The organism is Butyricicoccus pullicaecorum, assembly GCF_002160355.1.
Classification (GTDB): domain Bacteria; phylum Bacillota; class Clostridia; order Oscillospirales; family Butyricicoccaceae; genus Butyricicoccus; species Butyricicoccus pullicaecorum.
Genome location: NZ_NFKK01000011.1, coordinates 19,851 through 42,320, shown reverse-complemented (window position 1 = coordinate 42,320; position 22,470 = coordinate 19,851). Strand labels below are relative to the sequence as shown.

Below are 22,470 nucleotides of genomic sequence, written 5' to 3'. Positions count from 1 at the left end.
AATGACAGAGCAATTTGAAATTGTTGCATTGACGGACGTAGACGTGGCTTACGTACAGCCCACCCCCAACGAGGGAGAAGTGATCGTCCGCAAGAGCATTACCGCTTATAAGCGTCTGGACAACGGCAAGGTACAGGAGGGCCTGTTCGAACTGGCAGCTCTGGCTGCACCGGCACGTGCCCAGCTGTTCCGTATTTCTCTGCCGTCCGACACTCTGGTACGCGTCAAGGTGGCCAAGGGTGAGCAGGGCAAGCTGTGGATGACCGAGCTGCCCGCGCCGGCAAAGGACGAGGAGATGGAAGCCCTGCTGGCCGAGCAGGTTGCCGAGAAGACCGTCGAGGACGAGCACTTCGGCGTGTTCACGTTCGACCGTGAGACCTGCGTTTATCAGTGCGAGATCGACTGGCGTGAGAAGAAGATCACGCTCGAGGTCGAGGACATGGAAGAGACCAAGCCCCGCGAGGTTGCACGCGCACTTCAGCAGGAGGCCGAGAAGTGGGAGCTTGCTGCCCGTGCACAGATCAAGACTGTAAAGCCCGCTGCATCGCGCATGTCGCTGCGCACGCTGTCGGTTGACGATCAGGGCGCGTTCACCTTCTGGTTTGCCGGTAAGGCAGGCATCGCCTGCGCAGCTGGTTCGCTGGAAGAGGGCATCACCGACGCAACGGTCATCTAAAATCGATTTTTACAGCAGAAAAGCCGCTGGTATCTGAGGGATACCGGCGGCTTTGTGTTTTTTACATTAAATCAATCAGATCAAAGATGACCTTTTGCTGTTTTTCGTTCAATCGTGCCCAACGGCTCAGTAATTCTTTTTGGCAATCGGTTAAAACAACCGCTGACGCATCATCTGCTAGTAACTGAGAGAGTGTAATGCCAAATGCACGACAGATTTTCTCTAATGAGGGGATGGTGGGAATGAGATTTTTGCGATACCAGGAAGAAATTGTGGATTGTGGAAGCCCAGAACGCTCGGCAAGCTGATATTCTGTCCAGCCGCGCGACTGACGGTGCTTGGTGATGGTGGAAAGAATATCGTTCACCGCACATACCCCTTTCGTTGTGTTCTTCGTAAATTATACTTCGACATATCGTTGCAATTTAATCATTTTAATCGTATAATTTTTACGAAAGAATGAACTATACAGGGTGTGATGGTATGAAGCGAAAGATTTGTTTTATGATCGGACATCGAGATACAGAAGAGACAGTTTATCCGGCTTTACAAAGAGCTGTTCGACAGCATGTTGCAGAATATGGTGTGAATGAATTTGTAGTAGGAAGATATGGGCAATTTGATCGTTTGGCAGCACATGCCGTACGATGTGTGAAAGAGGAATATCCACAGGTGATATTAACGCTCTTACAGCCATATTACGCGGAAAAACCTTCGTCCATCCAGACCGACCTATTTGACCATATCTGGTATCCATCCCAAATGGAACATGTACCATATCGTTTTGCAATTGTACGTGCGAACCGCTGCGCAGTTGAGCACGCCGACCATTTGATTGCCTATGTACATCGCACGCCCAGTCAAGCCGGAGCGTTGCTGGCCTACGCCAGGAGAAGAGAGACACAGGGCAAGATGATCGTTTTTTCGTTAACTGATTTTCTTCTGTGAATATAAAAAAGCTGTCAGGGGATGAACCCTTGACAGCTTTTGTGCATTATACGGTAATAACGCCGAAGAACTTCAGAATCTCGGTTGCCAGAATCATGAGCAGCATGACCGGAGCGATCCAGCGCACCATGACAACGAACAGCTTCTTGCGGCGGAAGGTACCCGAAGTTTCAACCTCGTCAATGACCATCTTCGGCCCAACGATGTGACCGACCAGAATACAGGTCAGGAATGCAACGATCGGCATCATGATGGAGTTGGAGATAAAGTCGAAGAAGTCGAGGAACGCCATGCCGAGCGGAGCGATTGCTGCGAGCGGGCCGTAACCCAGGCAGGACAGCATGCCGAGCAGCAGAACGCCGATGGTAACCAGAATCGCTGCGGGCTTGCGTCCGATCTTGGCCTTGTCGACGATGATGGAAACGATGGTCTCCATCAGGGAGATGGACGAGGTCAGCGCTGCAAGCAGTACGAGCAGGAAGAAGACCGTGCCGATGACGTTGCCGAAGAGCATGGACTCGAAGACCTTGGGCAGAACACCGAACATCAGGCCTGCGCCAGCCGACTCACGGACGAGCGAGGTGTCGCCGCCGCTGAATGCGACCATTGCGGGAATAATCATCATGCCGGCGATAATTGCGAAGCCGGTGTCAAAGACCTCGATCTGGGTGACCGAGTGCTCAAGCATGTTGTCCTTCTGCATGTACGAGCCGTAGGTAATCATAATACCCATTGCCAGAGACATGGAGTAGAACAGCTGACCCATTGCAGCCAGAACGGTGTAGATGGAGAAGTCCTCCATGCGGGGCAGCAGGTAGTACTTGAGGCCGTCGATTGCGCCCGGGATGGTCAGCGAGTAGCCTGCGATGATGATGGACAGGATGACCAGAACGGGCATCATAACACGGCTGACCTTCTCGATGCCCTTTTCAACGCCGAACAGAACAACGGTTGCGTTGATGAGTACGTAGATGACAAACCAGGTGACCGGAGTGCCCAGGATACCGGGCAGAGAAACCGCGGTGAAGCTGCCGAAGTAGGAGTCGGAAGCGGTTTCCAGACCGTTGCCGGTCAAAAACTCAGCCAGATACTTCATAACCCAGCCGCCGATGACACAGTAGTACGGCGTGATGATGACCGGGACGAGCGAAGCCAGCCAGCCGAGGAAGCCAAAGCGCTTGTCGAGCGAGCGGTAAGCGCCGATGCAGGACAGACGGGTCTTGCGTCCGATGGCGATCTCAGCGATCATCAGGGTGAAGCCGAAGGTGATGGCCAGAATGATATAGACCAGAAGGAAGGTACCGCCGCCGTACTTTGCGGCGAGGTACGGGAAACGCCACAGGTTTCCGAGACCAACGGCCGAGCCAGCCGCCGCAAGGACAAAGCCGATGCGGCTGGTAAAGCTGCTGCGTTCTTTTTTCATTTACAAACCCCCATACAAAAGAATTCCATAGATCGGTAATGTACTCTATTATTCCATAAAACCTGAAGAATTTCAATCGCTTTTCGCGAAAATTTTAGGTTTTTTAGCGTTTTTACCGAAAAAATTACTTTTATTTATCAAATCTGCCGTTCAGACCGCAAAAATTCCATCATTGACAGGAGGTGCGTGCATACGGTATACTGTGAAAGTTCAAAACCACATAAGACAGTTCGTAACCATCCTGTCTCTAAACAAAACTAGGACGTCCATGCGCTGCGGGTACAAAAACCTGCGGAGGTCATGGTTTTTTGCTGTCGCGCAGCGGGAGCAAAAAGGGGATGGTGCGCTCTCTTTTGGGGAACGCACTTTTTTATTTCAGGGAGGAAAGCGTCAACATGGAGGACATGATTCGCTACTCGGTCATCACCGAGAAAAACCCGCGCGAGATCGTGCTGCTGCGCGGCTTTGGCTGCGCGTGGAAGAAGTGCACGTTCTGCGACTATCATCTGGACTGCTCGCCCGATGCAGCCGAGAATTTTGCGCTCAACCGTTCGGTGCTGTCCGAGGTCACCGGTCAGTATGCGCGTCTGGAGGTCATCAATTCGGGCTCGTTCTGCGACCTCGACCAGGACACCATGCGCGAAATCGAGCAAGTCTGCGCACAGAAGGGCATCCGCGACCTGCACTTTGAGTGCCACTGGATGCACCGCAAGGAAATTCCGGCGCTGCGCGCGCGCTTTGCCGCACTGGGTATTCAGACCCATATTAAGATCGGTGTCGAGACTTTTGACCGTACTTATCGCGAGGATATTCTGCACAAGGGCATCGGCGTGAGCGATCCGGCTGTGATCTCCGAGCTGTTCGACGAGTGCTGCCTGCTGTTCGGTCTGAACGGTCAGACCGCAGCGTCCATGCGCAACGACGTCGAGACCGGTCTTGCGCACTTTGACCGCGTGTGCATCAATATTATGGTAGAGAATACCACGCCCATTCATCCCGACCCGCAGGTCATCGCGGAATTCTGTCAGGAGATCGCGCCGCTGTATCAGGACAACCCGCGTGTAGATATCCTGATGGAAAACACCGACTTTGGCGTAGGAGGCAGTGCACAATGACGAATGAAATTTTGCTGATCGTATCGCTGATCGTACTGTACGGCAGCGTGCTGCTGTTTTACCGCCTGTTTGGCCGCACCGGCCTGTACTGCGTGACCGTCTTTGCCACCATCGCGGCCAACATCGAGGTTTTGCTGCTGGTCAAGGCGTTCGGCATGGAAATGACGCTGGGCAACATCCTGTTTGCCATGACCTTCCTCGTGACCGATATTTTGTCCGAGAACGATGGCAAGAAGGCGGCCAACCGTGCGGTTGCCGTGGGTGTCGCGACCAGTCTGCTGTTTTTGCTGGTGTCGCAGTCCTGGCTGCTGTACGTGCCGAGCACGAGCGACTGGGCAAGACCGGCATTTGAGCAGATTTTCTCCAACACGCCGCGCATGCTGCTGGCGTCTCTGGTTGTTTACGCCATCGCGCAGGTGTTCGACGTCTGGCTGTACCACGCATGGTGGAAGCTCAGCACGCGCAAGAGCGGCGACAGCCACCGTTTCCTGTGGCTGCGCAACAACGGCTCGACGCTGGTCTCCCAGCTGCTCAACTCGGTGCTGTACACCGCATTGGCATTCTGGGGCACCTACGACGTGCCCACGCTCATCAGCATCGTGCTGTCGAGCTATGTCATCTTTATCGTCACCTCGCTGGCAGACACGCCAATCGTCTACCTTGCGAGACGGATGAAGGAACAGGGACAGATTCCCGAATCTTCCGTGCTTTGAGAGCGGTTTTGTTTCTCGAACCGCATCGGACAGACAAAGCAAGAAAAGCCGAAGGCAGGGTGCAAACCCTGCCTTTTTCATTGGAATCGCCCGGCAGGGGATGAAATTTTTTGTAATCGAGGATGGCAAAATATGGTATAAAAGGCATTGACAGCCAAAAGCTGAAACAGTACAATGGAAAAAAGAGCACTTTCCGGTTGGAACAGAGGGAAAAGAGAGAGATTTCAAGGAAGGTGGAGAGAGTATGGCGGCTACGATTGCTGATGTGGCGAATTTGGCGGGATGTTCGATCACGACGGTGTCCCGTGCGTTCAGCGTGCCCGAAAAAGTGCGTCCGCAGACCCGGGAACGGATTTTGCAGGCGGCTGAGGCGCTGCGCTATTCTCCCAATGCGATCGCCCGAGCGATGGTGCATCAGCGCAATCATAACCTTGCTTTTGTGGTAGACCCTTGGCAGTATCCGATTATGGATGCGTTTTACGCCGAGATTGCCGGAGCGGTGCAGCTCGAGGCCGAGCAGCGGGGGTACTGTGTCTATACGACCGCGTCCGACCGCCGCGAACTGTTTATGAAAAAACGGGTGGACGGGGTCATTCTGGCTGGACGTGCGGACGAAGGATTGCTGTGCGACTTGCGCGGACAAGGCATCCCGGCCGTGCAGATCAATGACCGACCGGTCAGTGATGACGTGCCGTCGATCACGACAGACCATTATCAGGGCGCGTGTCAGGCGCTGGAACACCTGATTGCACAGGGGCATACCCGGGTGGGCTTGGTGACCGATTGCCGTCTGGCGCGGCTGACCGACAGCCGCAGGGCATACGAGGACGTACTGCGCCGTCACGGCCTGCCGTTTCATCCGGCGTATATCTGTCCGGTCGAACCGCACATCGAGACCGCACGGCAGGCGATCGACCGCATGCTGGCGCAGTCCGACGCGCCGACCGCATTGTTCTGTATGAATGACTGTCTGGCAGTGGGTGCCATGAAAGCCGCGGTAAGACGTGGTCTGCGCGTGCCCGATGAGCTGGCCATCATCGGTTATGACGGCAGCAGCCTGTGCCGTGCGACCGAACCCGAGCTGTCCAGCGTTCGGGTGGACGGCAGCGGCATGGGGCGGCGCGGTGCGCACATGCTGATCGATTTGATTGAGGGTCGGCTGCTGTCCGAAAGCCGCGTGGTCATGCAGCCCGAACTGACCTTGCGCGGGACAACCTAAAAAGAAAAGCCATCCAGGTGAGATGCCCGGATGGCTTTTTTGCGTTATTTCATGCGCTCGGCGAGCAGGGAAGCGCCCAGCGCACCGGCGAAATGACCGTCGGGGAGTGCCCGAACGGTGCGGCCTAACTTGTCTGACAGACGGGAGATAAAGTAGGGACTGTGGCACAGACCGCCGGTCAGATAGATGTCGGGCAGGAGCGCCTGACGGGAGCACAGGGTTGCGACCTTGGACGCGACCGAATCGACCACACCGGCTGCAATGTCAGCGCGGGGCTTGCCCTCACCGATGCAGCTGATGACCTCGGACTCGGCAAACACCGTACACAGTGCGCTGATAGCCAGCGGCGTGCCCTGCGCGGCCAGCGCAAACAGCTCTTCCAGGCCGACGCACAGACGGTTTGCCATGATCTCTAAAAATTTGCCCGTACCGGCTGCACACTTGTCGTTCATCAGGAAATCCGAGACCATACCGCCCTCGATGCGGATGACCTTGGTATCCTGACCGCCCACATCGATGATCGTGCAGTCCGGACTGCCGTGCGCCGCGCCGGCGCGTGCGTGGCAGGTGATCTCGGTGACCATCTTGTCGGCAAAGGGCACGTTGCCGCGTCCGTAGCCGGTGGCGACCGTGCGGCTGTGGTCGGGAGACAGACACACCCCGCCTGCGGTCAGCCGCTCACGGATGTTGTCCGCAGTCTCGCGGCTGCTCCAGCCGGTCGGCAGGATGAACTGCTGCGGATGCGCACCGCGCACGACCACCTTGGCCGCGGTCGAGCCGATGTCGATGCCAATGTAGTCCATATCAGCCCAGCATCTCCAGGAATGCGCCCAGACGGGTGGCGATCTGTCCCTTGTCTGCCTGCGAGTAGTCGGTCTCCAGGCACAGATATGCCTTGCCCTTCTGCTCGGTCACATAGCGCTTGACCTCGTACGCCTCAATATTATAGGTATGGCAGGCCTGCAGGATGATCTCGATGACGCCGTCGACCTGATACTGGTCGATCATGTCGCCGATGTCGGTCAGACGCTGCGGGTTGGGGCTCATGACCGAGCAGGTGATATCCAGATACTTTTCGGCCAGTGCGTCCATGACCGGCTTGGTCTCGTCGACCTTGCGCAGCTTGTCGCGCAGACCGTTGCACGCGTCGAAGCAGACCACGTCTGCACCCATCTCCTCGACCGCCTTGATGATCTTGTCGCGTACACCGGTGTTGGGGCAGCCGGTGACCAGCAGACGGGGACGGCGGCTCTCGGTGCCCTTGACGTTCTTTTCCCAGCTTTCCAGCACCTCGCGGGTGCGGGCTTCGATCTTATTGCAGCGCTCTTCCAGATCGAAGGAGAAGGCCGAAGCGTCCAGACGGGTGCCAATCTCGTAGCCCGACAGTGCAGCCGGGTTGAGCTTGCCCAGCTCCATAAAGCGCAGCATCACGTCGCGCTCGTGATTCTTGCGGCGGATGGCCTCACGGATGGCTTCGTCGGTGATCTCGATGTCGTAAAATTCCTCGAGCTGACGGCGCAGACGTACCATTTCTGCTTTCCAGCTCTCAAGCGCGTGTGGCGCAACCTTGCTCGGCGGCAGCTGCATGACATAGGTCGGCTTGATCTCGTCGAGCAGCTCGAACATCTTGCGCTTGCCGTCGCAGGTGGTCTCACCGATAATGAAGTCGGAGAAATAGAAGTACGGACAGGTGTCGGTCAGCGCAAAACCATAGCTCGCCTTGATGAGCGGACACAGATTGCGGGGCAGATGTGCCTCTGCCGCCGGGATGGGTTCCTCGGTGAACGCGCACAGACCGATCGGAATGGCGCCGGCCGCGTAGATGAGCTCGGTCGGGACGAACGAACAGAACACGCCGACGACGCGCTGCCCCTGATCTTTGAGCGCCTTCATGCGCAGAAAGCCTGCCTTGCGTGCTTCGGGATAGGTTTCAAAATTTTTCGGTAAAGCAATCATGGATAAACCCCTCTCGCTCACGGATGGTGTGAGCCTTCTCGTTATTCTTTTAACAGTATAACGTATAAAATGAGGACTTGTAAATATGATTTTATCATTTGACCAAATTCCGGCTTTTTTCACAAAATAGCCGTGCGATTTCTTACCAGTCCCACAAAAACCGGGGAGAATGGAGAAAACTGCATAAAAAATGCACCGACATTGCCTTTGTCGGTGCGTTTTTGCAGGTTATAAAGAATTTGGGTTTATACCCGTCCGGTCGAGCCGCGCCACACGGCTTCACAGGACAGGGTGGTCTTGGGCGGGGTGTCAAACCGTCCGCGGATGTGGTCGATGAGCAGCGCGGCTGCGGTTGCGCCTTCCTGGAAGGCGGGCTGGACGATGGTGGACACGGTCGGGACGGTCAGGTCGGCCCAATCGTCGTTGTCAAAGCCCAGAATGCCCAGCTTGTGCGGCACAAGACTGTGCAGCGGCTTGAGCGCGGTGAACACATTGGGCAGCAGCCAGCAGTTGGGGACGAAGATCAGTGTGCGCGGGGTCAGATCGTGGGCGTTGACCGCGGCGAGAATGTCCTCGGTTGGGGTCTGGGTGTCGATGATGTGCACATGACAGGGGATGTTCTTTTGCGCCAGTGCATCCAGACAGCCCTGATAGCGTTCCTGACGGGAGGTCAGCACGTGCGGCGTAGCCGAGAACATAATGACCTGCTCGTAACCCTGATCGACACAGGACGAGATTGCGTCAAAGGTGGCCTGATAGTTGTTGGTGACGACCCAGAGGGGCAGACCCTCGGGGTTACTGTCGATGCAGACGACCGGGATACCGGCGCGCTTGAGTTTTTCGATGGATTCCTGCGGGTTGCCGTTGGGCTGTAAGATCAGACCGTCGACGTGCATGTCGATCATGCGGTCGATGTGCAGGCGTTCGGCATCCTCGTCGTAGTCGCTCGTGCCAATGAGGATTTGGTAGCCGCCGGTGCGGCAGACCTGGGCGATGCCCTTGACCAGACGATTGGAAAAATGGTGGGTGATATCGCCGATGAGCACACCGAGCAGACAGGAATGCTTGGCGGTCATCAGGCGTGCGGTGGTACTGGGACGGTAGTCGTATTTTTCAACGACCGCGGCGATGCGATTCCAAGTGCTTGCGGACATTTTTTCGCGTTTTCCGTTGAGAAAAAACGAAACGGTGGTCTTGGAGACCTGCGCTTCGTCCGCGACTTCCTGTATGGTCATTTTATGTTTAGATGACATAGAAATGCTCCTCTTCCCCATGGTTAAGTTCAGTATAACATATTCCGGACGGAAATACAAATTTTAGAGAGAAAATCGGTTGACAAGTTTAAAAAAGTTGTTATGATGAATATATAAACCGTTTTGCTAACACTGTTAAGGAGGTCTGCGATTATGAGACTGTATACCTATCGGGAACGCCCGGATGGAGATGACCGCATCGGCGTGGGTTTTGGCTCGGACAGCCTGTATGCCCTCGAGGATTTTGGCCTGACGTTTGCCGATATGAACGATCTGATCTGCAACATTACACCCGAGCAGATGGACAAGCTGCGCAAGGCACCCGAGGGTGCAAAGCCCATCGCGCTCGATAGCTTGGTGCGCCGTGCGCCCATTCCGTACCCTATGCAGGACGTTGTCTGCCTGGGCATCAACTACGACGCACATCACGAGGAAGCTGGACGCTTCAACCAGGAAGCTTTCGGTGACCGTCCCAAGGCGATTTACTTCTCCAAGCGCGTCAGCGAGGCCAACTGCGACGGCGGTAAGATTCCGCGTTACGAAGGTCTGGTGAACAGCCTGGACTACGAGGTCGAGCTGGGTGTGATTCTGGGTAAGGATGCCTTTCAGGTTCCGGCTGAGCATGCTCAGGACTACATTTTCGGTTATACCATCATCAATGACGTGTCGGCGCGTGACCTGCAGACCGGTCACAAGCAGTGGTACTTCGGCAAGTCGCTCGATGGCTTTACGCCCATGGGCCCGTGCATCGTGACCGCAGACGAGATCGCATATCCGCCGGTACTGGGCATTCGCTGCTCGGTCAACGGAGAGATGCGCCAGAACGGTTCGACCGGTGACTTCATCACGACGATTGCACAGGTGCTCGCCGAGCTGACGCGCGGCATGACGCTCAAGGCTGGTACGATCATTGCGACCGGTACCCCGGCTGGCGTCGGCATGGGCATGCAGCCGCCCTGCTTCTTAAAGTCGGGCGATGTTGTGACCTGCGAGATCGACGGCATTGGTACGCTGACCAACGTGGTAGACGATCACTAAGTCAATAGGGATAAAAAATCCTGTGAGCGGATTGCCGCCCACAGGATTTTTTTGCGCGCAGACAGGGGATTATGCTTTGAGAATGGTCAGCTGCTTGTGACCGTCCTTTTCGTGGATGACCACGCACTTTGCGTGGTAGGGCATGCCCTCGCAGGACAGCACTTTTTTGCCGCGGTAGATCTCCTTGCTGTACACCGCGACTGTGTAGCTCTCGGTCGGGGACAGGATGAACTTACGCGCCTGCGCAAAGTCGGGCGCGGTCGGCTCGGTCAGGTTCTGGAAGACCGGCGCGTCCTGTACCGTGATGCCGTCGCCGCACAGCGTGGAGATCAGGGTCGCGCTGTCGGTGAATGCGGTCTTGCTGTGCACGACCGTGTGCGGCTGCTGCTCGTTGTAGCGCAGCGAGCACGGCTCACTCGTGTACGACACCGTACCCGGACAGGTCAGGGTGAGTGCAGCGTGCGGGGTGGTGACCCGGTGGCACTCGCCTGCCGGGGATACGGTCACGGCAGGGTCAAAGTGCAAGCGGCTGTGTGCCTCGTGCGCACCGTCGCACTTGACCTCGTCCACGATCATCCAGATGGCCGGGTCGATGACGATAACCTTGCGCACCCAGACCTGCAAGGGGTCGTGTCCGAGCATAGCCCCCTCGAAATAGTGCAGGTTACCCGCGTGACGGACGTAGTTTTTGAGCGGCAGACCGAAATCGGCATAGCCCCAGCTGTCCGACGGCACACAGTATGCCTTGTCGTCGATCATTACGCCGTTGTGTGCGGCCATGCCCTTGAGCTGGACGCGCAGCGGGTGGTCTTCGCGGTAGGTGAAACGACCGCTGTCGATCAGTACCGGGTCGCCCTGATAGCAGGCCGATAGGTGCAGGTTGTCGCTGTGACCGTGACCGCTGCCCAGCGAACCGTTGGTGAACATGGTGAAGCTTGCGTCCTTGTCCCAGCTGCTGCGCAGGGTGTACATGCCGCTGTCCTCGCCGTCGTAGTGCAGGGACTGCGGTGCGGAGGCGGTCATAGCAGCGTAGCGCTGCGCGGCGGGTACGCCGAGGATATACAGGCTCTCGGGGTCGAGCTCGTCCAGACCGGCAAAGCGGAAGGTCGGATCGTCAAACAGCAGGGCGGCACGGCTGAGAACATCGCGTGCGCACACGCGGTCGCTGTCGCCAAAGGTTTCGATCTCGCCCGAGGGCATGAGCTGTCCGGCCAATGCCTTGGCCAGCGCGTACACCTGCTCCTTGACCGCAGACGGGCAGGGCTGGAGGTGCAGACCCATGTAGTGCACGGCCTTCATGCCGTAGTTGAGTACCTCGATATGGTACATGGTGGACTGCTCCCAGTGCATGCCGTCGGGATAGACCTGAATGGAGAATTGCAGGGTCATTTCATTGAGCGCCCACTGATAGAGCGGGTCGGTCTGGAAGTCCGCACGCAGGAAGGGCAGAACGGAAACGATAGCACAGGTCTGGATGCTGCCCCAGTTGCTGGTCTTATACTTGGGCAGGTAGTTTTCCTTGAGGTACTGCATTTGGGCAAGCATGCTGTCCGTGATGCAGGTCAGCTCGTCCTCGGTCAGCACGTGCAGCATGGACAGGTAGGGCAGCGCCTCCATCCAGTTCATCACGCGAATGCCGGTGTCCAGCGTGCGGGTGGACGGCTCGGACACGATGGTCGGATGGGCTGCAATCCAGTTTAAGATGTATTCCTTGGCCTTGTCTGCGTAGGCGATGTCGCCGGTCAGCAGCGAGGCGAGCAGCAGATGGTCGAGGTAGTCCATACGGTTGAGCATAAAGCACCATTCGGGGTCATCGTTCTGATGGTCGTTCCAGTCGATGACCGGCAGGGTGTAGGGCGTCAGGCAGCGCTCCATGTCCCAGGTCTTATTGAAGGTGAAGGTCTGGTGCATGAGCTCATCGGCGTGCGCGATGATTTCCTTTGCCGCGTCCGGACGGATGAAGCGTGCGGTCTGTGCGAGCTTTTTGTGCTCTGCGAGGAAGTTCAGGGACTGTTGTACGAAATTCATGGAATATCGCTCCTTCTGATAGGGGGTAAGCAAAAGGGAGTTGCGCTTTGGCAACTCCCTTGATTTTGTTTAGGCCAGAATGCCCAGTACGCTCAGCAGAACGCCGAGAACGACGGTGATCAGAACCAGCCAGTAGGTGGTAATGTGCTTTTTCTTAATTAAGTAGTACATCAGCATGGTGTACAGGATGGGGAGCAGAGCGGGAGCGATCTTGTCCAGCATGCCCTGGATATCCATGACCGACTGTTTGACGCCTTCCTGCACTTCACCGGCGGCGAAGGTCAGGCCAACCTTGATCTTAACGAAGGTTGCGGCCAGACCGGCGATAACGGTAACACCGATCATGCCGGCAGCGTCGGAGATTGCGCCCATCTTTTCGCTGAGCTTATCGATCATGCTGGTACCGAGCTTCTTACCGTAGCTGCCCATGATGAGCTTGATGCCGACGAGAACGAAGTTCATCGCGAACAGGAAGCCGAGGGGAGCGAAAGCCAGGCCATCCATTGCCATGGAAGCGAAGATGGTGGAGAACAGCGGAGCCAGGCAGAACTGGGAGAGCGAGTCACCGATACCGGCGAGCGGGCCCATCAGCGCCATCTTGATGCCGCGGATCTCGCTGTACTTCATGCCGCTCTCAGCCATCGCCAGATGGATGGAGGTGATGAAGGGCAGCAGGTTGGGGTTGGTGTTGTAGAACTCAGAGTTGTCCTTGAGTTCCTCGGCCAGACGCTCGGGGTCGTCGCCGTACAGCTTCTTGAAGGCCGGGAACATGGTCAGCGCGTAGCCCAGACCCTGATAGTTACTGTAGTTAAAACCGTTCTGCAGGAAATATGCACGCAGAGTGGTTTTGGTATAGTCCTTGTTTGTCAGCTTCTTCTCGGTATTGTTAGATCCAGTCATCGTGTTCTACCTCCTGCGCCTCGCCAGCCGATGCGGCTACAGCAGCGGGCTTGCTAGCTTCGTTATAGTGCTTGATTGCGAATACTGCGCCAACCAGTGCGATACCGATGATCGGCATGGAGAAATAAGCTGCGCAGATGTATCCCAGCAGAGCGAAGGGAATGAATTCCTTCTTGAGCATAACGCTCATGATCATGGCAAAGCCGATTGCGGGCAGCATACCGCCGGCAACGGTCAGGCCGTCGAGCAGCCACTGCGGGATCATTTCGACCAGCTTGCTCAGGGTGTCCATGCTGAACGCGCCGAGGAAGCCGAGTGCGAAGCCGGCAACGCCGAACAGGATGATGGTCATGTTGGCACTGCGGCGGAAGCCGTTGAAGTCATGCTTTTCCAGTGCATGTGCGGCACTTTCCGGAGCGCCGGCACGAACGGTGTAGATTGCGGTCTGCAGGAACTGGATCGCAACCGCGAAGGGGATGGAAATGGGGAGTGCACTCTCGGGAGTGACGGTGGACATGGTAATAGCCATCAGGGTGCCGATGATGCCAGGGCCGATCGGGTTCGGAGGCACGGTGCCGCCGGCGCCGACGCCGAAGCCCATGAATGCCAGCTCACCGATCGCACCGCACTGCAGCGCGGTCGGGATGTCGCCCAGGATGACGCCGACGCCAAAGCTCAGGACGATACATCTGTTGGTGTAGATGCCCCACAAGTTACCCATGTAACAGAACGCAGTCCACAGACCGATCAGCACGGCCTGCAAGATGGAAATCTCAACCATAGTGGTAAATCCTTTCTATCGATCGGACTTCGAAAGAAATCCTTTCATCTTTCTACTTTTTGTTTCTTCTTTGATCCTTAGAGGTAATCCTTGATGTTGACCTGTACCGCGCCATCGGTGCCGCTCGGAGTGGTCTGGGTGTCAAACTCGATGCCGTACTTCTCGACCATCTCGCGCAGAGCAGCCTTGTCCTCAGCGCCCAGGAAGATGGAGCGGGTGACCTTTTCCTTGCCCTCAGCATTGTGGATGTTGCCGATGTTGATCTTCTTGATCGGCACGTTGCCCTGAACCAGACGCAGTGCATCGGCGCAGTCCTTGACGATCAGGAAGATGGTCTGTGCGGGATTTGCCTTGTAGATGATGTCGATGACCTTCTGGACGGGATAGAAGCGGATGGCCAGATCCTTGGGCAGGACAGCCTTCATCAGCGACTGAGCCATCGGGTCCTGTGCCGCCTGATCGTTTGCCACGATGACGGTGTTCATGCCAAGGGACTTGATCCACATCTGGCCCTGACCGTGAATCAGGCGCTCGTCGATGCGCGTCATAACAATGTTGGGAGTGCTCATAGTAAATCCTCTCTTTCTAATGTTTCCTTCACACTATATCAGCTTGAAAAGCAAGCTTTATTTACCAGTAAGGATGCCAGTCCTTAATGCAGCGCATCAGCGCTTCCATGTAGAAGTAGTCGCCCCAGATGTTGCCCTCGTCAACACCCTTGCCCGAATGCCAGCTGTAAACGCCGTGATACAGGATGGGGGAACCGGGCTCACAGGTCTCGGAAGTGTAGCCCTTGATGAGTGCGCGCAGGATGTTGGCAGCAGCGCCGCGGTAGACTGCCTTGTCGGCAGCGTCCTCGGGCAGCTGACGATCCATCTCCATCATACCACAAACTGCAATCGCTGCGGCACTGGAATCGCGCGGCTGCTTGTCCGCGTCGGTAAAGATGAGATCCCAGTAGCACACGTGGTCTTCCGGCAGACGGTTGAGGAAGTAGTTGGTCATGCCGCGGTACAGATCGGCGTACTCGAGCTGGTGGGTGTAGCGCACGTTGAGCGGGATGCCGTAGATGCCCCACGCCTGACCGCGTGCCCACGCGCTGTCATCGTTGTAGCCCTGACGGGTTGCACCGTGATCGGGGCCGCCGGTCTCGGGATTCATATAGAAGGTATGGAATGCGCTTGCGTCGTCACGGATGACGTACTTGCAGCTGGTCTCGAAGTGCTTCTGCGCAATCTCAGCATAATGCGGGTCGCCAGTGATCTGGCTGACGCGATAGAGCAGGGGGATGTTCAGCATGCAGTCGATGATAAAGCGGTAATGCTCGGGACTGTTGAACGGGCCCCATGCCTGAAGGAACTGACCCTTTTCCTGCCAGCGGGTGAGCAGCTGGTCGGCGGCCAGGATGGCAGCGCGCTTTGCCTTTTCGCTTCCGGTCAGCTGGTAGCCGCTGACGCAGGAGAGCGAGTAGAGGAAGCCGAGGTCGTGGTGGTCGAGTTCGATCTTGTTCTCGACACGGTGCAGGAAGCTGTCCACATTGCGCTCAGCCAGCGCACGGAACTTTTCGTCGCCGGTGTACTCGTAGCACAGCCACAGCATGCCGGTCCAGAAACCATCGGTCCATTCGATGTTTTCAATAATCGGATACTTCAGTTCCTTGGTTGCCGACCACGGAAACTTATCCTGAAAGTAATCCATGTTTGCTTCTACCTGTTTCACACACGCTTCAAACGCGGCGATGGCTTCGTCTCTTGTAATCGGAGGGGTTTCAAGGAAGTCCTGGCGCAGGTCGATCGGTTCAATATTCACCTGTCGAATCATAATATAACACCTTTCTCCAAAGATCATAGGCTTCATGGCGGCGGGTGGAACCGCTCAGGAAGTAAACCGCTTTACTAGATGAACATAATTATAGCGGCTGATGGGGGCAAAGTCAATTGTTACTATTGCAAAAAACCGAGGGTGAAATTTTGTGCACTAGTTTGAAAACGGGGTTTAAAAGCGGAAAAATAAAAAAATTTTTAAAAAGATAGAAGTTTTTTATTGACAAAACCGGTTTACTACACTATACTCATGGTGAACCGATTTACTAGCAGCAAAAGAGCCAAACCAAAAGGCAAGCATATCAAAGAAAGAAGCGAGCGCTATGAATACGTTCATCTCAGAAATTTCCGGCATCGGCATGGTGCCGATCCTCAAGGCCGGCGAACCGGCGGACGCAGTTTCCCTCGCGTGTGTATTAAGGAAGCACGGCGTTGACGCCATGCTCCTGACTGGCGAAACCGCGTGCGACGCCATCCGGGAAATCCATAAGGAATATCCCGATTTCCTGGTCGGTGCAGGAAATATTACAGAAAAAGAACAGGTGAAACAAGTGGTACAAGCGGGCGCCAAATGGATTGCATGCGCGGGCATCCAGGAAAATTTGGTGCGCTGGTGCCGGGACAACGGGGTCGAGATCGTGCCGGGCGTGAGCACGGCCAGCGAGATCGAGACCGCGATCGCGTGCGGACTGACCTGCGTGCAGTTCTTCCCCGCACAGGCATCGGGCGGTACTGCAGCGCTGCGCGCCTTTGCCCAGGCGTATCCCCAGATGCGCTTTCTCGTATCGGGTGGAATTGACCGCGATAACCTGCATGAATTCCTCGGCGAGCCCAACGTGCTGGCCGCTGTGGGTGACTTCATCGTATCCGAGAGCAGCCTGAGCGACAAAAACTGGGAGCAGGCAGAGACCGAGATTGCATCTGCGGTCAAGCATCTGCTTGGTTTTGAGCTGATTCACTTGGGTGTCAACCAGGATTCCTGCGAAGAAGCAGTGCAGACCGCGCAGACCCTGTGCAATCTGTTCCATTTTACCTACTACAAAAAGCCCAAGTCTCATTTTGCCGGCCGTGGATTTGAGATTCTCAACCAGAACGGCCGCGGTAAAAACGGTCACATCGGCATTTACACCCCGTACCCGGAAAAGGCTATGCGCTATCTGGGCAAGCAGGGCGTGCGATTTGTCGAGGAGAGTATTACGCGCAATAAAAAGACAAAAGCCATCAACTTCGTCTATCTGGATTTGGAAATCGCCGGTTTCGGTGTACACCTGATCAATCCGGATGTCAAGATGAAGGTCTGATTTTAACAAGGCTGTTCACCCGATCATTTTGGAAAAAAGGAGAAAACGATTATGTTTGAAATGTCTAAGTTTTCGCTCGAAGGCAAGATCGCGCTGATCACCGGCGCATCGTACGGCATCGGCTTTGCAATCGCAACCGCATACGCAAAGGCGGGCGCTACGATTGTCTTTAATGATATCAACGAAGCTCTGGTCGAGAAGGGCATGGAAGCTTACAAGGCTGAGGGCATCGAGGCACACGGCTACGTATGCGACGTCACCAACGAGGACGCAGTAAACGAGCTGGTTGCAAAGGTTGAGAAGGAAGTCGGCACCATCGACATCCTGGTCAACAACGCTGGTATCATCAAGCGTATCCCCATGCTCGAGATGAGTGCGAAGGACTTCCGTCAGGTCATCGACATCGACCTCAACGGTCCCTTCATCGTCTCCAAGGCTGTTATCCCGGGCATGATCAAGAAGGGTCATGGTAAGATCATCAACATCTGCTCCATGATGTCCGAGCTCGGCCGTGAGACCGTCAGCGCATACGCAGCAGCAAAGGGCGGCCTGAAGATGCTGACCCGCAACATCTGCAGCGAGTTCGGTGAGCATAACATCCAGTGCAACGGCATTGGCCCCGGCTACATCGCAACTCCCCAGACCGCTCCGCTGCGTGAGATCCAGCCCGACGGTTCCCGCCATCCGTTTGACCAGTTCATTATCGCTAAGACTCCGGCTGCTCGCTGGGGCACTCCGGACGACCTGATGGGCCCGGCTGTCTTCCTCGCAAGCGACGCGAGCGACTTTGTCAACGGCCATGTTCTGTACGTTGACGGCGGTATCCTGGCTTACATTGGCAAGCAGCCGTAAGCAAAACGACAACAGAAAGGGAAATACAGTCATGAAGATTGCACTGATTAACGAGAATTCGCAGGCTGCGAAGAACGCGCAGATCTATGAGATCCTGAAGGAAGAGGCCGAGAAGGCTGGCCACACCGTAGACAACTACGGCATGTACGCAGCAGACGACGAGACCCAGCTGACCTACGTTAAGAACGGCCTGCTGGCAAGCATCCTGCTGTCGAGCGGCGCGGCTGACTTTGTTGTCACCGGCTGCGGCACCGGCCAAGGCGCAATGCTGGCTTGCAACTCCTTCCCGAACGTACTGTGCGGCCATGTTACGGGTCCGCTGGACGCATACCTGTTCGGTCAGGTAAACGACGGCAACTGCATCGCAATGCCGTTTGCACAGGGCTTCGGCTGGGGCGCAGAGATCAACCTGCGTGATACTTTCGCTAAGCTGTTCTCCGAGCCGTTCGGCGGCGGATACCCCAAGGAGCGCCGCGAGCCCGAGCAGAGAAATAAGAAGATCCTCGACGAGGTCAAGAAGGTTACCCATAAGCCCATCATGACCATCCTCAAGGAGATCGACCAGCAGTTCCTCAAGGAGATCATCTCCGGCGCACACTTCGCAGAGTACTTCTACCCGAACTGCAAGGACGAGGAGATCGCATCTTACCTCAAGTCTCTCTAAGTCATTTTTGCGTCAATCAACAAAAAAACCATCATAAAAACCACCCAAACCCGCTTTATCGGCACATCATCACCTGTGCGGAGAAGCACTTCTCACACCAAAAGGCACCCGGCTTTCCCCTTTGCCGGGTGTCTTTTTGTCTGCCTGTTTCGGCAAAAATGTCGAAACACGTCCGAGGTTTCCTCAACAAACTGTCTAAAATTTAACGAATTGGATTGGTTAAGTTCACAAAAAATTCAAAATTACAAAAAATCGATTGACAACGGCATACGAGTCAAGTATGCTAAGTACAGAAATTAAACATCGGCTTGTGACTGGTGATGCAGGCAAGACCAAACGACTGGATATGTGGCAATTTTATATCCGGATGTTTGGTCTTTTTTTATTTTTTCTGCACAAAATGCAGTGAGAAAGGAAGATGCACATGAAAAAGTTGGAGCACCAGATCGCCGATCCGATCGGCATTCATGCCCGACCTGCCGAGCGTTTGGCGCAGGCAGCAGGTGCTTTTCAGAGTAAAATCGTGATTGCAGCCCACGGGGACGAGACCGAAGCCATTTACCCGCTGAGTGTGCTGGGCATGAACATCCGGCACGGGGACACGGTCACGGTGACGATTGAAGGGTCGGATGAAGTGCAGGCCGCACAGGCCATCGCCGATGTGCTGAAGGAGTGCTTATGACAATACCTGGTCGTCCCGACGGACAGCCCTATCGCATCTGTCGGGTCATCGGCAATAACTACGTGCTGGCGCACGACGACGGGGGACGGGAGATCATCCTGCGGGGACTTGGCATCGGGTTTAAAAAACACCCGGGCGACCTGGTTCCGGCGCGCAATGTGGAGCGTATTTACGCCATGCGCAGCCCGGAACATTCCAGCCGTCTGAGCAAATTGTTGTCCGATGTCCCGCCCGAGTTTCTCGATGTCAGTACCGAGATCATCGAGACTGCGGAAAAGCAGCTGGGCCGTCGCCTGAGTGAAAACGTTTATATTACCCTGACCGATCATATCTGTTTTGCCGTCGAGCGCATGCGCAACGGCATCACCTATCCCAATCAGCTTTTGTGGGAGATCACCAATTTCTATCCCGCAGAGTACGCTTTGGGAGAGCAGGCGCTTGATATCATCGAGCGTCGACTGGGCTTCCGGCTGGCGCGGGACGAGGCGGGATTTATCGCCCTGCACCTGGTCAACGCCGAGATCGACGGCAGGATGTCCGATATGGTTCGGATCACCCAATTCATTCGCACGATCATAGAGATCGTCGAGTCCTATTATGATTGCAAGCTGGACGAGCAGTCGCTCGATTATGGACGGTTTATCACCCATCTGAAATTCCTCGGTCAGCGCATGACCCAAAACCGCTACACACCCGAGGATGACAATGAGTTCCAGTCCATGGTTGCACGACGCTACCGGAGTGATTACGAGTGTGCGTTGCAGATTCGGGAGCATCTTCAGGAGAGCTTCGACATCTGCCTGCCGCCCGAGGAGATCACCTTCCTGACCGTCCATCTGCACCGCCTTGGTTTATCCATGGGGTTTACAAAAAAGGAGGAGTAAGCAAATGAAAGACAAGATCTTTGGCGTATTGCAGCGTGTCGGACGCTCGTTCATGCTGCCCATCGCCATTCTGCCGGTTGCCGGCCTGTTTTTAGGTATCGGCGGATCGTTCACCAATGAGACCATGCTCGAAGCCTACGGGCTGATGGGCATTATGGGCCCGGGTACCTTCATCAATGCCATCTTGCAGGTACTCAATGCGGCAGGCTCGATCGTATTCAGCAACCTGCCCATTATCTTCGCCATGGGCGCGGCCATCGGTATGGCCAAGCAGGAGAAGGAAGTCGCAGCACTGTCGGCAGCGATTGCATTCTTCGTCATGCACGCGACCATCGGCGCGATGATTACCGACTTCGGCGCACCTGACCTGTCCGGTGCAACCGCAAGCGTTGTCGGCATCAACTCGCTGCAGATGGGCGTATTCGGCGGTATTCTGGTCGGCCTCGGCGTTGCCGCCCTGCACAATAAGTATTATAAGATTCAGCTGCCGCAGGTACTGTCCTTCTTCAGCGGCACCCGCTTTGTCCCGATTATCTCGGCTGCGGTTTACCTGGTTGTCGGTATCGCGATGTACTACATCTGGCCGGTCATCCAGACCGGTATCAACGCCCTGGGCGGCTTCGTTCTGGCATCGGGCTACGCAGGCACCTGGCTGTACGGCTTCATCGAGCGTGCGCTCATCCCGTTCGGCCTGCACCATGTATTCTATATCCCGTTCTGGCAGACCGCGCTCGGCGGCACGGCAATGGTCGGCGGTCAGCTGGTCGAGGGTGCACAGAACATCTTCTTTGCCGAGCTGGCAACCCCGGGCATCCAGCACTTCTCGGTTGAGGCAACCCGCTTCATGGCTGGTAAGTTCCCGCTCATGATCTTCGGCCTGCCCGGTGCAGCGCTGGCGCTCTACCGCTGCGCAAAGCCGGAAAACCGTAAGGTTGTCGGCGGCCTGCTGCTGTCGGCTGCACTGACCTCCATGCTGACCGGTATTACCGAGCCGCTGGAGTTTACCTTCCTGTTCGTCGCTCCCGCAATGTACGTTGTCCACTGTGTCTTCGCAGGCGCATCCTATATGATCATGCACATCCTGAACGTCGGCGTTGGCCTGACCTTCTCGGGCGGCCTGATCGACCTGACCCTGTTCGGTATCATGCAGGGCAACGAGAAGACCAGCTGGCTGTGGATTCCGGTTGTCGGTGTTGTCTACTTCGTCCTGTACTACTTCGTATTCTCGTTCATGATTAAGAAGTTCAATTATATGACCCCGGGCCGCGACGACAGCGAGATCAAGCTGTACACCCGTAAGGATGTCAACGCACGCAAGGAAGCCGAGGGTCAGAACGGCGGCGACGATGAACTGTCCCGTCAGATCATGCTGGGTTTGGGCGGCAAGGCTAACATCTCGGACGTTGACTGCTGCATCACCCGCCTGCGCTGCACCGTACACGACGCAGCCAAGGTCGATCAGCAGATGCTCAAGGATACCGGCGCATCGGGTGTCATCTGCAAGGGCACCGGCGTGCAGGTTGTCTACGGCCCGCGCGTATCGGTCATCAAGTCCGACCTCGAGGCTTATCTGGCATCGCCCGCAAGCAACCTCGCAGAGTCCGCTCCGGCAGCACCGGCGGCAGAGACCGCACAGACCGGCGCTGCAACCATCGTTGCATCCCCGCTGGCCGGCAACGTCATTCCGCTCGAGCAGATCGGAGACGGCGTATTCTCCGAGAAGATGGTCGGCGAGGGCTTCGCAGTGGAGCCGACCGACAATAAGGTCTACGCACCGGCAGACTGCACGGTCAGCACGGTATTCGGCACCAAGCATGCGGTCGGTTTGGTACTGGACGGCGGTGTTGAGCTGCTCATCCACATGGGCATCGACACCGTACAGCTGGGCGGCGCACCGTTTGAAATCGCCATCAAGGACGGCGACAAGCTCAAGAAGGGCGACCTGATCGGCTCGTTTGACGCACAGGCGATCATCGATGCAGGTTACCGCACGGTCACTCCGGTCATCGTCACCAATTCCGACTCTTACCAGTCCTTTGATCTTCTTAAGACCGGTGCGGTTGAGGCTGGTGAGGCAGTTCTGGAAGTCAAGTAACGCCCAAATCATAAGATTTCCCCAATCTTCATTTTTAGGGCCAGGGATGCACGCTGTGTGTCCCTGGCTCCTTGTCATTGTTGGGCAAAATAAAAGAGGACAGGCCTTTTTGGTCTGTC

22 protein-coding genes are annotated in these 22,470 nt (G+C 56.0%); 12 read left to right on the top strand and 10 right to left on the bottom strand.

Going from position 1 to position 22,470, the window contains the following annotated elements:
• Position 1: 1 nt before the first annotated feature.
• The gene (locus B5F17_RS09695) at positions 2-676 is read left to right on the top strand and encodes a hypothetical protein (protein ID WP_016148534.1); all 675 of its coding nucleotides are present in this window, start codon (positions 2-4) and stop codon (positions 674-676) included.
• Positions 677-737: 61 nt separating this feature from the next.
• Here the strand turns inward: B5F17_RS09695 and B5F17_RS09690 are convergent, their stop codons facing one another.
• Positions 738-1,043: a helix-turn-helix domain-containing protein gene (locus B5F17_RS09690; protein WP_073993782.1), complete on the bottom strand. Its 306-nt coding sequence runs from the start codon at positions 1,041-1,043 to the stop codon at positions 738-740.
• Between the two features lie 116 nt (positions 1,044-1,159).
• On the opposite strand from B5F17_RS09690, the gene B5F17_RS09685 reads away from it, so the two are divergent.
• On the top strand, positions 1,160-1,624 hold the full coding sequence (locus tag B5F17_RS09685) for a hypothetical protein (protein ID WP_040332880.1): 465 nt from the start codon (positions 1,160-1,162) through the stop codon (positions 1,622-1,624).
• A 46-nt stretch (positions 1,625-1,670) separates the two neighbouring features.
• Here the strand turns inward: B5F17_RS09685 and B5F17_RS09680 are convergent, their stop codons facing one another.
• Positions 1,671-3,047 carry a sodium-dependent transporter gene (locus B5F17_RS09680; protein WP_016148520.1) on the bottom strand — a complete coding sequence of 459 codons (1,377 nt, stop codon included), beginning with the start codon at positions 3,045-3,047 and terminating at the stop codon, positions 1,671-1,673.
• 395 nt (positions 3,048-3,442) lie between these two features.
• On the opposite strand from B5F17_RS09680, the gene B5F17_RS09675 reads away from it, so the two are divergent.
• The 3 genes from B5F17_RS09675 to B5F17_RS09665 all read left to right on the top strand — a co-directional run bounded on the left by B5F17_RS09675 (position 3,443) and on the right by B5F17_RS09665 (position 6,094).
• Positions 3,443-4,162 (top strand): radical SAM protein, encoded by a 720-nt coding sequence (locus tag B5F17_RS09675; RefSeq protein WP_087373429.1) that lies wholly within the window; start codon positions 3,443-3,445, stop codon positions 4,160-4,162.
• A complete protein-coding gene (locus B5F17_RS09670; protein WP_087373427.1) occupies positions 4,159-4,875 on the top strand; it encodes a queuosine precursor transporter in 717 nt (238 codons plus the stop codon). The genes B5F17_RS09675 and B5F17_RS09670 overlap by 4 nt, the downstream gene beginning before the upstream one ends.
• 244 nt (positions 4,876-5,119) lie before the next feature.
• Positions 5,120-6,094, top strand: a complete 975-nt coding sequence (locus B5F17_RS09665) for a LacI family DNA-binding transcriptional regulator (protein ID WP_087373425.1) — start codon at positions 5,120-5,122, stop codon at positions 6,092-6,094.
• A 44-nt stretch (positions 6,095-6,138) separates the two neighbouring features.
• Here the strand turns inward: B5F17_RS09665 and B5F17_RS09660 are convergent, their stop codons facing one another.
• The 3 genes from B5F17_RS09660 to B5F17_RS09650 all read right to left on the bottom strand — a co-directional run bounded on the left by B5F17_RS09660 (position 6,139) and on the right by B5F17_RS09650 (position 9,285).
• Complete coding sequence (locus tag B5F17_RS09660) at positions 6,139-6,897, bottom strand: acyl-CoA dehydratase activase (RefSeq protein ID WP_016148516.1); 759 nt, start codon at positions 6,895-6,897, stop codon at positions 6,139-6,141.
• 1 nt (position 6,898) lies between these two features.
• Positions 6,899-8,050: a double-cubane-cluster-containing anaerobic reductase gene (locus B5F17_RS09655; RefSeq protein ID WP_087373423.1), complete on the bottom strand. Its 1,152-nt coding sequence runs from the start codon at positions 8,048-8,050 to the stop codon at positions 6,899-6,901.
• Between the two features lie 245 nt (positions 8,051-8,295).
• Positions 8,296-9,285, bottom strand: coding sequence for a LacI family DNA-binding transcriptional regulator (locus B5F17_RS09650; protein WP_162608145.1), 990 nt, complete (start codon positions 9,283-9,285; stop codon positions 8,296-8,298).
• Between the two features lie 171 nt (positions 9,286-9,456).
• On the opposite strand from B5F17_RS09650, the gene B5F17_RS09645 reads away from it, so the two are divergent.
• Entirely contained in the window at positions 9,457-10,341 is an 885-nt protein-coding gene (locus B5F17_RS09645; protein WP_087373419.1) for a fumarylacetoacetate hydrolase family protein, read from the top strand.
• A gap of 69 nt (positions 10,342-10,410) precedes the next feature.
• Here B5F17_RS09645 and B5F17_RS09640 read toward each other — a convergent pair whose 3' ends face one another.
• The 5 genes from B5F17_RS09640 to B5F17_RS09620 all read right to left on the bottom strand — a co-directional run bounded on the left by B5F17_RS09640 (position 10,411) and on the right by B5F17_RS09620 (position 15,871).
• Positions 10,411-12,369 carry an alginate lyase family protein gene (locus tag B5F17_RS09640; RefSeq protein ID WP_087373417.1) on the bottom strand — a complete coding sequence of 653 codons (1,959 nt, stop codon included), beginning with the start codon at positions 12,367-12,369 and terminating at the stop codon, positions 10,411-10,413.
• A 69-nt stretch (positions 12,370-12,438) separates the two neighbouring features.
• The gene (locus tag B5F17_RS09635) at positions 12,439-13,269 is read right to left on the bottom strand and encodes a PTS system mannose/fructose/sorbose family transporter subunit IID (protein ID WP_087373415.1); all 831 of its coding nucleotides are present in this window, start codon (positions 13,267-13,269) and stop codon (positions 12,439-12,441) included.
• Positions 13,256-14,050: a PTS mannose/fructose/sorbose/N-acetylgalactosamine transporter subunit IIC gene (locus B5F17_RS09630; protein WP_087373413.1), complete on the bottom strand. Its 795-nt coding sequence runs from the start codon at positions 14,048-14,050 to the stop codon at positions 13,256-13,258. Before B5F17_RS09630 ends, B5F17_RS09635 begins: the two co-directional genes overlap by 14 nt.
• A gap of 77 nt (positions 14,051-14,127) precedes the next feature.
• Positions 14,128-14,619, bottom strand: a complete 492-nt coding sequence (locus B5F17_RS09625) for a PTS sugar transporter subunit IIB (protein WP_016148509.1) — start codon at positions 14,617-14,619, stop codon at positions 14,128-14,130.
• A 61-nt stretch (positions 14,620-14,680) separates the two neighbouring features.
• The gene (locus B5F17_RS09620; RefSeq protein WP_143287722.1) at positions 14,681-15,871 is read right to left on the bottom strand and encodes a glycoside hydrolase family 88 protein; all 1,191 of its coding nucleotides are present in this window, start codon (positions 15,869-15,871) and stop codon (positions 14,681-14,683) included.
• Positions 15,872-16,196: 325 nt separating this feature from the next.
• Between B5F17_RS09620 and eda the strand changes: the two genes are divergently transcribed.
• The 6 genes from eda to B5F17_RS09590 all read left to right on the top strand — a co-directional run bounded on the left by eda (position 16,197) and on the right by B5F17_RS09590 (position 22,351).
• Positions 16,197-17,174 carry a bifunctional 4-hydroxy-2-oxoglutarate aldolase/2-dehydro-3-deoxy-phosphogluconate aldolase gene (gene eda, locus B5F17_RS09615; protein WP_087373411.1) on the top strand — a complete coding sequence of 326 codons (978 nt, stop codon included), beginning with the start codon at positions 16,197-16,199 and terminating at the stop codon, positions 17,172-17,174.
• Between the two features lie 51 nt (positions 17,175-17,225).
• Positions 17,226-18,026, top strand: a complete 801-nt coding sequence (locus B5F17_RS09610) for a gluconate 5-dehydrogenase (protein ID WP_016148506.1) — start codon at positions 17,226-17,228, stop codon at positions 18,024-18,026.
• A 31-nt stretch (positions 18,027-18,057) separates the two neighbouring features.
• Entirely contained in the window at positions 18,058-18,690 is a 633-nt protein-coding gene (locus B5F17_RS09605) for an RpiB/LacA/LacB family sugar-phosphate isomerase (RefSeq protein WP_087373409.1), read from the top strand.
• Positions 18,691-19,114: 424 nt separating this feature from the next.
• A complete protein-coding gene (locus B5F17_RS09600) occupies positions 19,115-19,372 on the top strand; it encodes an HPr family phosphocarrier protein (protein ID WP_162608144.1) in 258 nt (85 codons plus the stop codon).
• Positions 19,369-20,256, top strand: a complete 888-nt coding sequence (gene licT / locus B5F17_RS09595; protein WP_016148503.1) for a BglG family transcription antiterminator LicT — start codon at positions 19,369-19,371, stop codon at positions 20,254-20,256. Before B5F17_RS09600 ends, licT begins: the two co-directional genes overlap by 4 nt.
• Before the next feature lie 4 nt (positions 20,257-20,260).
• Entirely contained in the window at positions 20,261-22,351 is a 2,091-nt protein-coding gene (locus tag B5F17_RS09590) for a PTS sugar transporter subunit IIABC (protein ID WP_087373405.1), read from the top strand.
• The last annotated feature ends 119 nt before the right edge of the window (positions 22,352-22,470 follow it).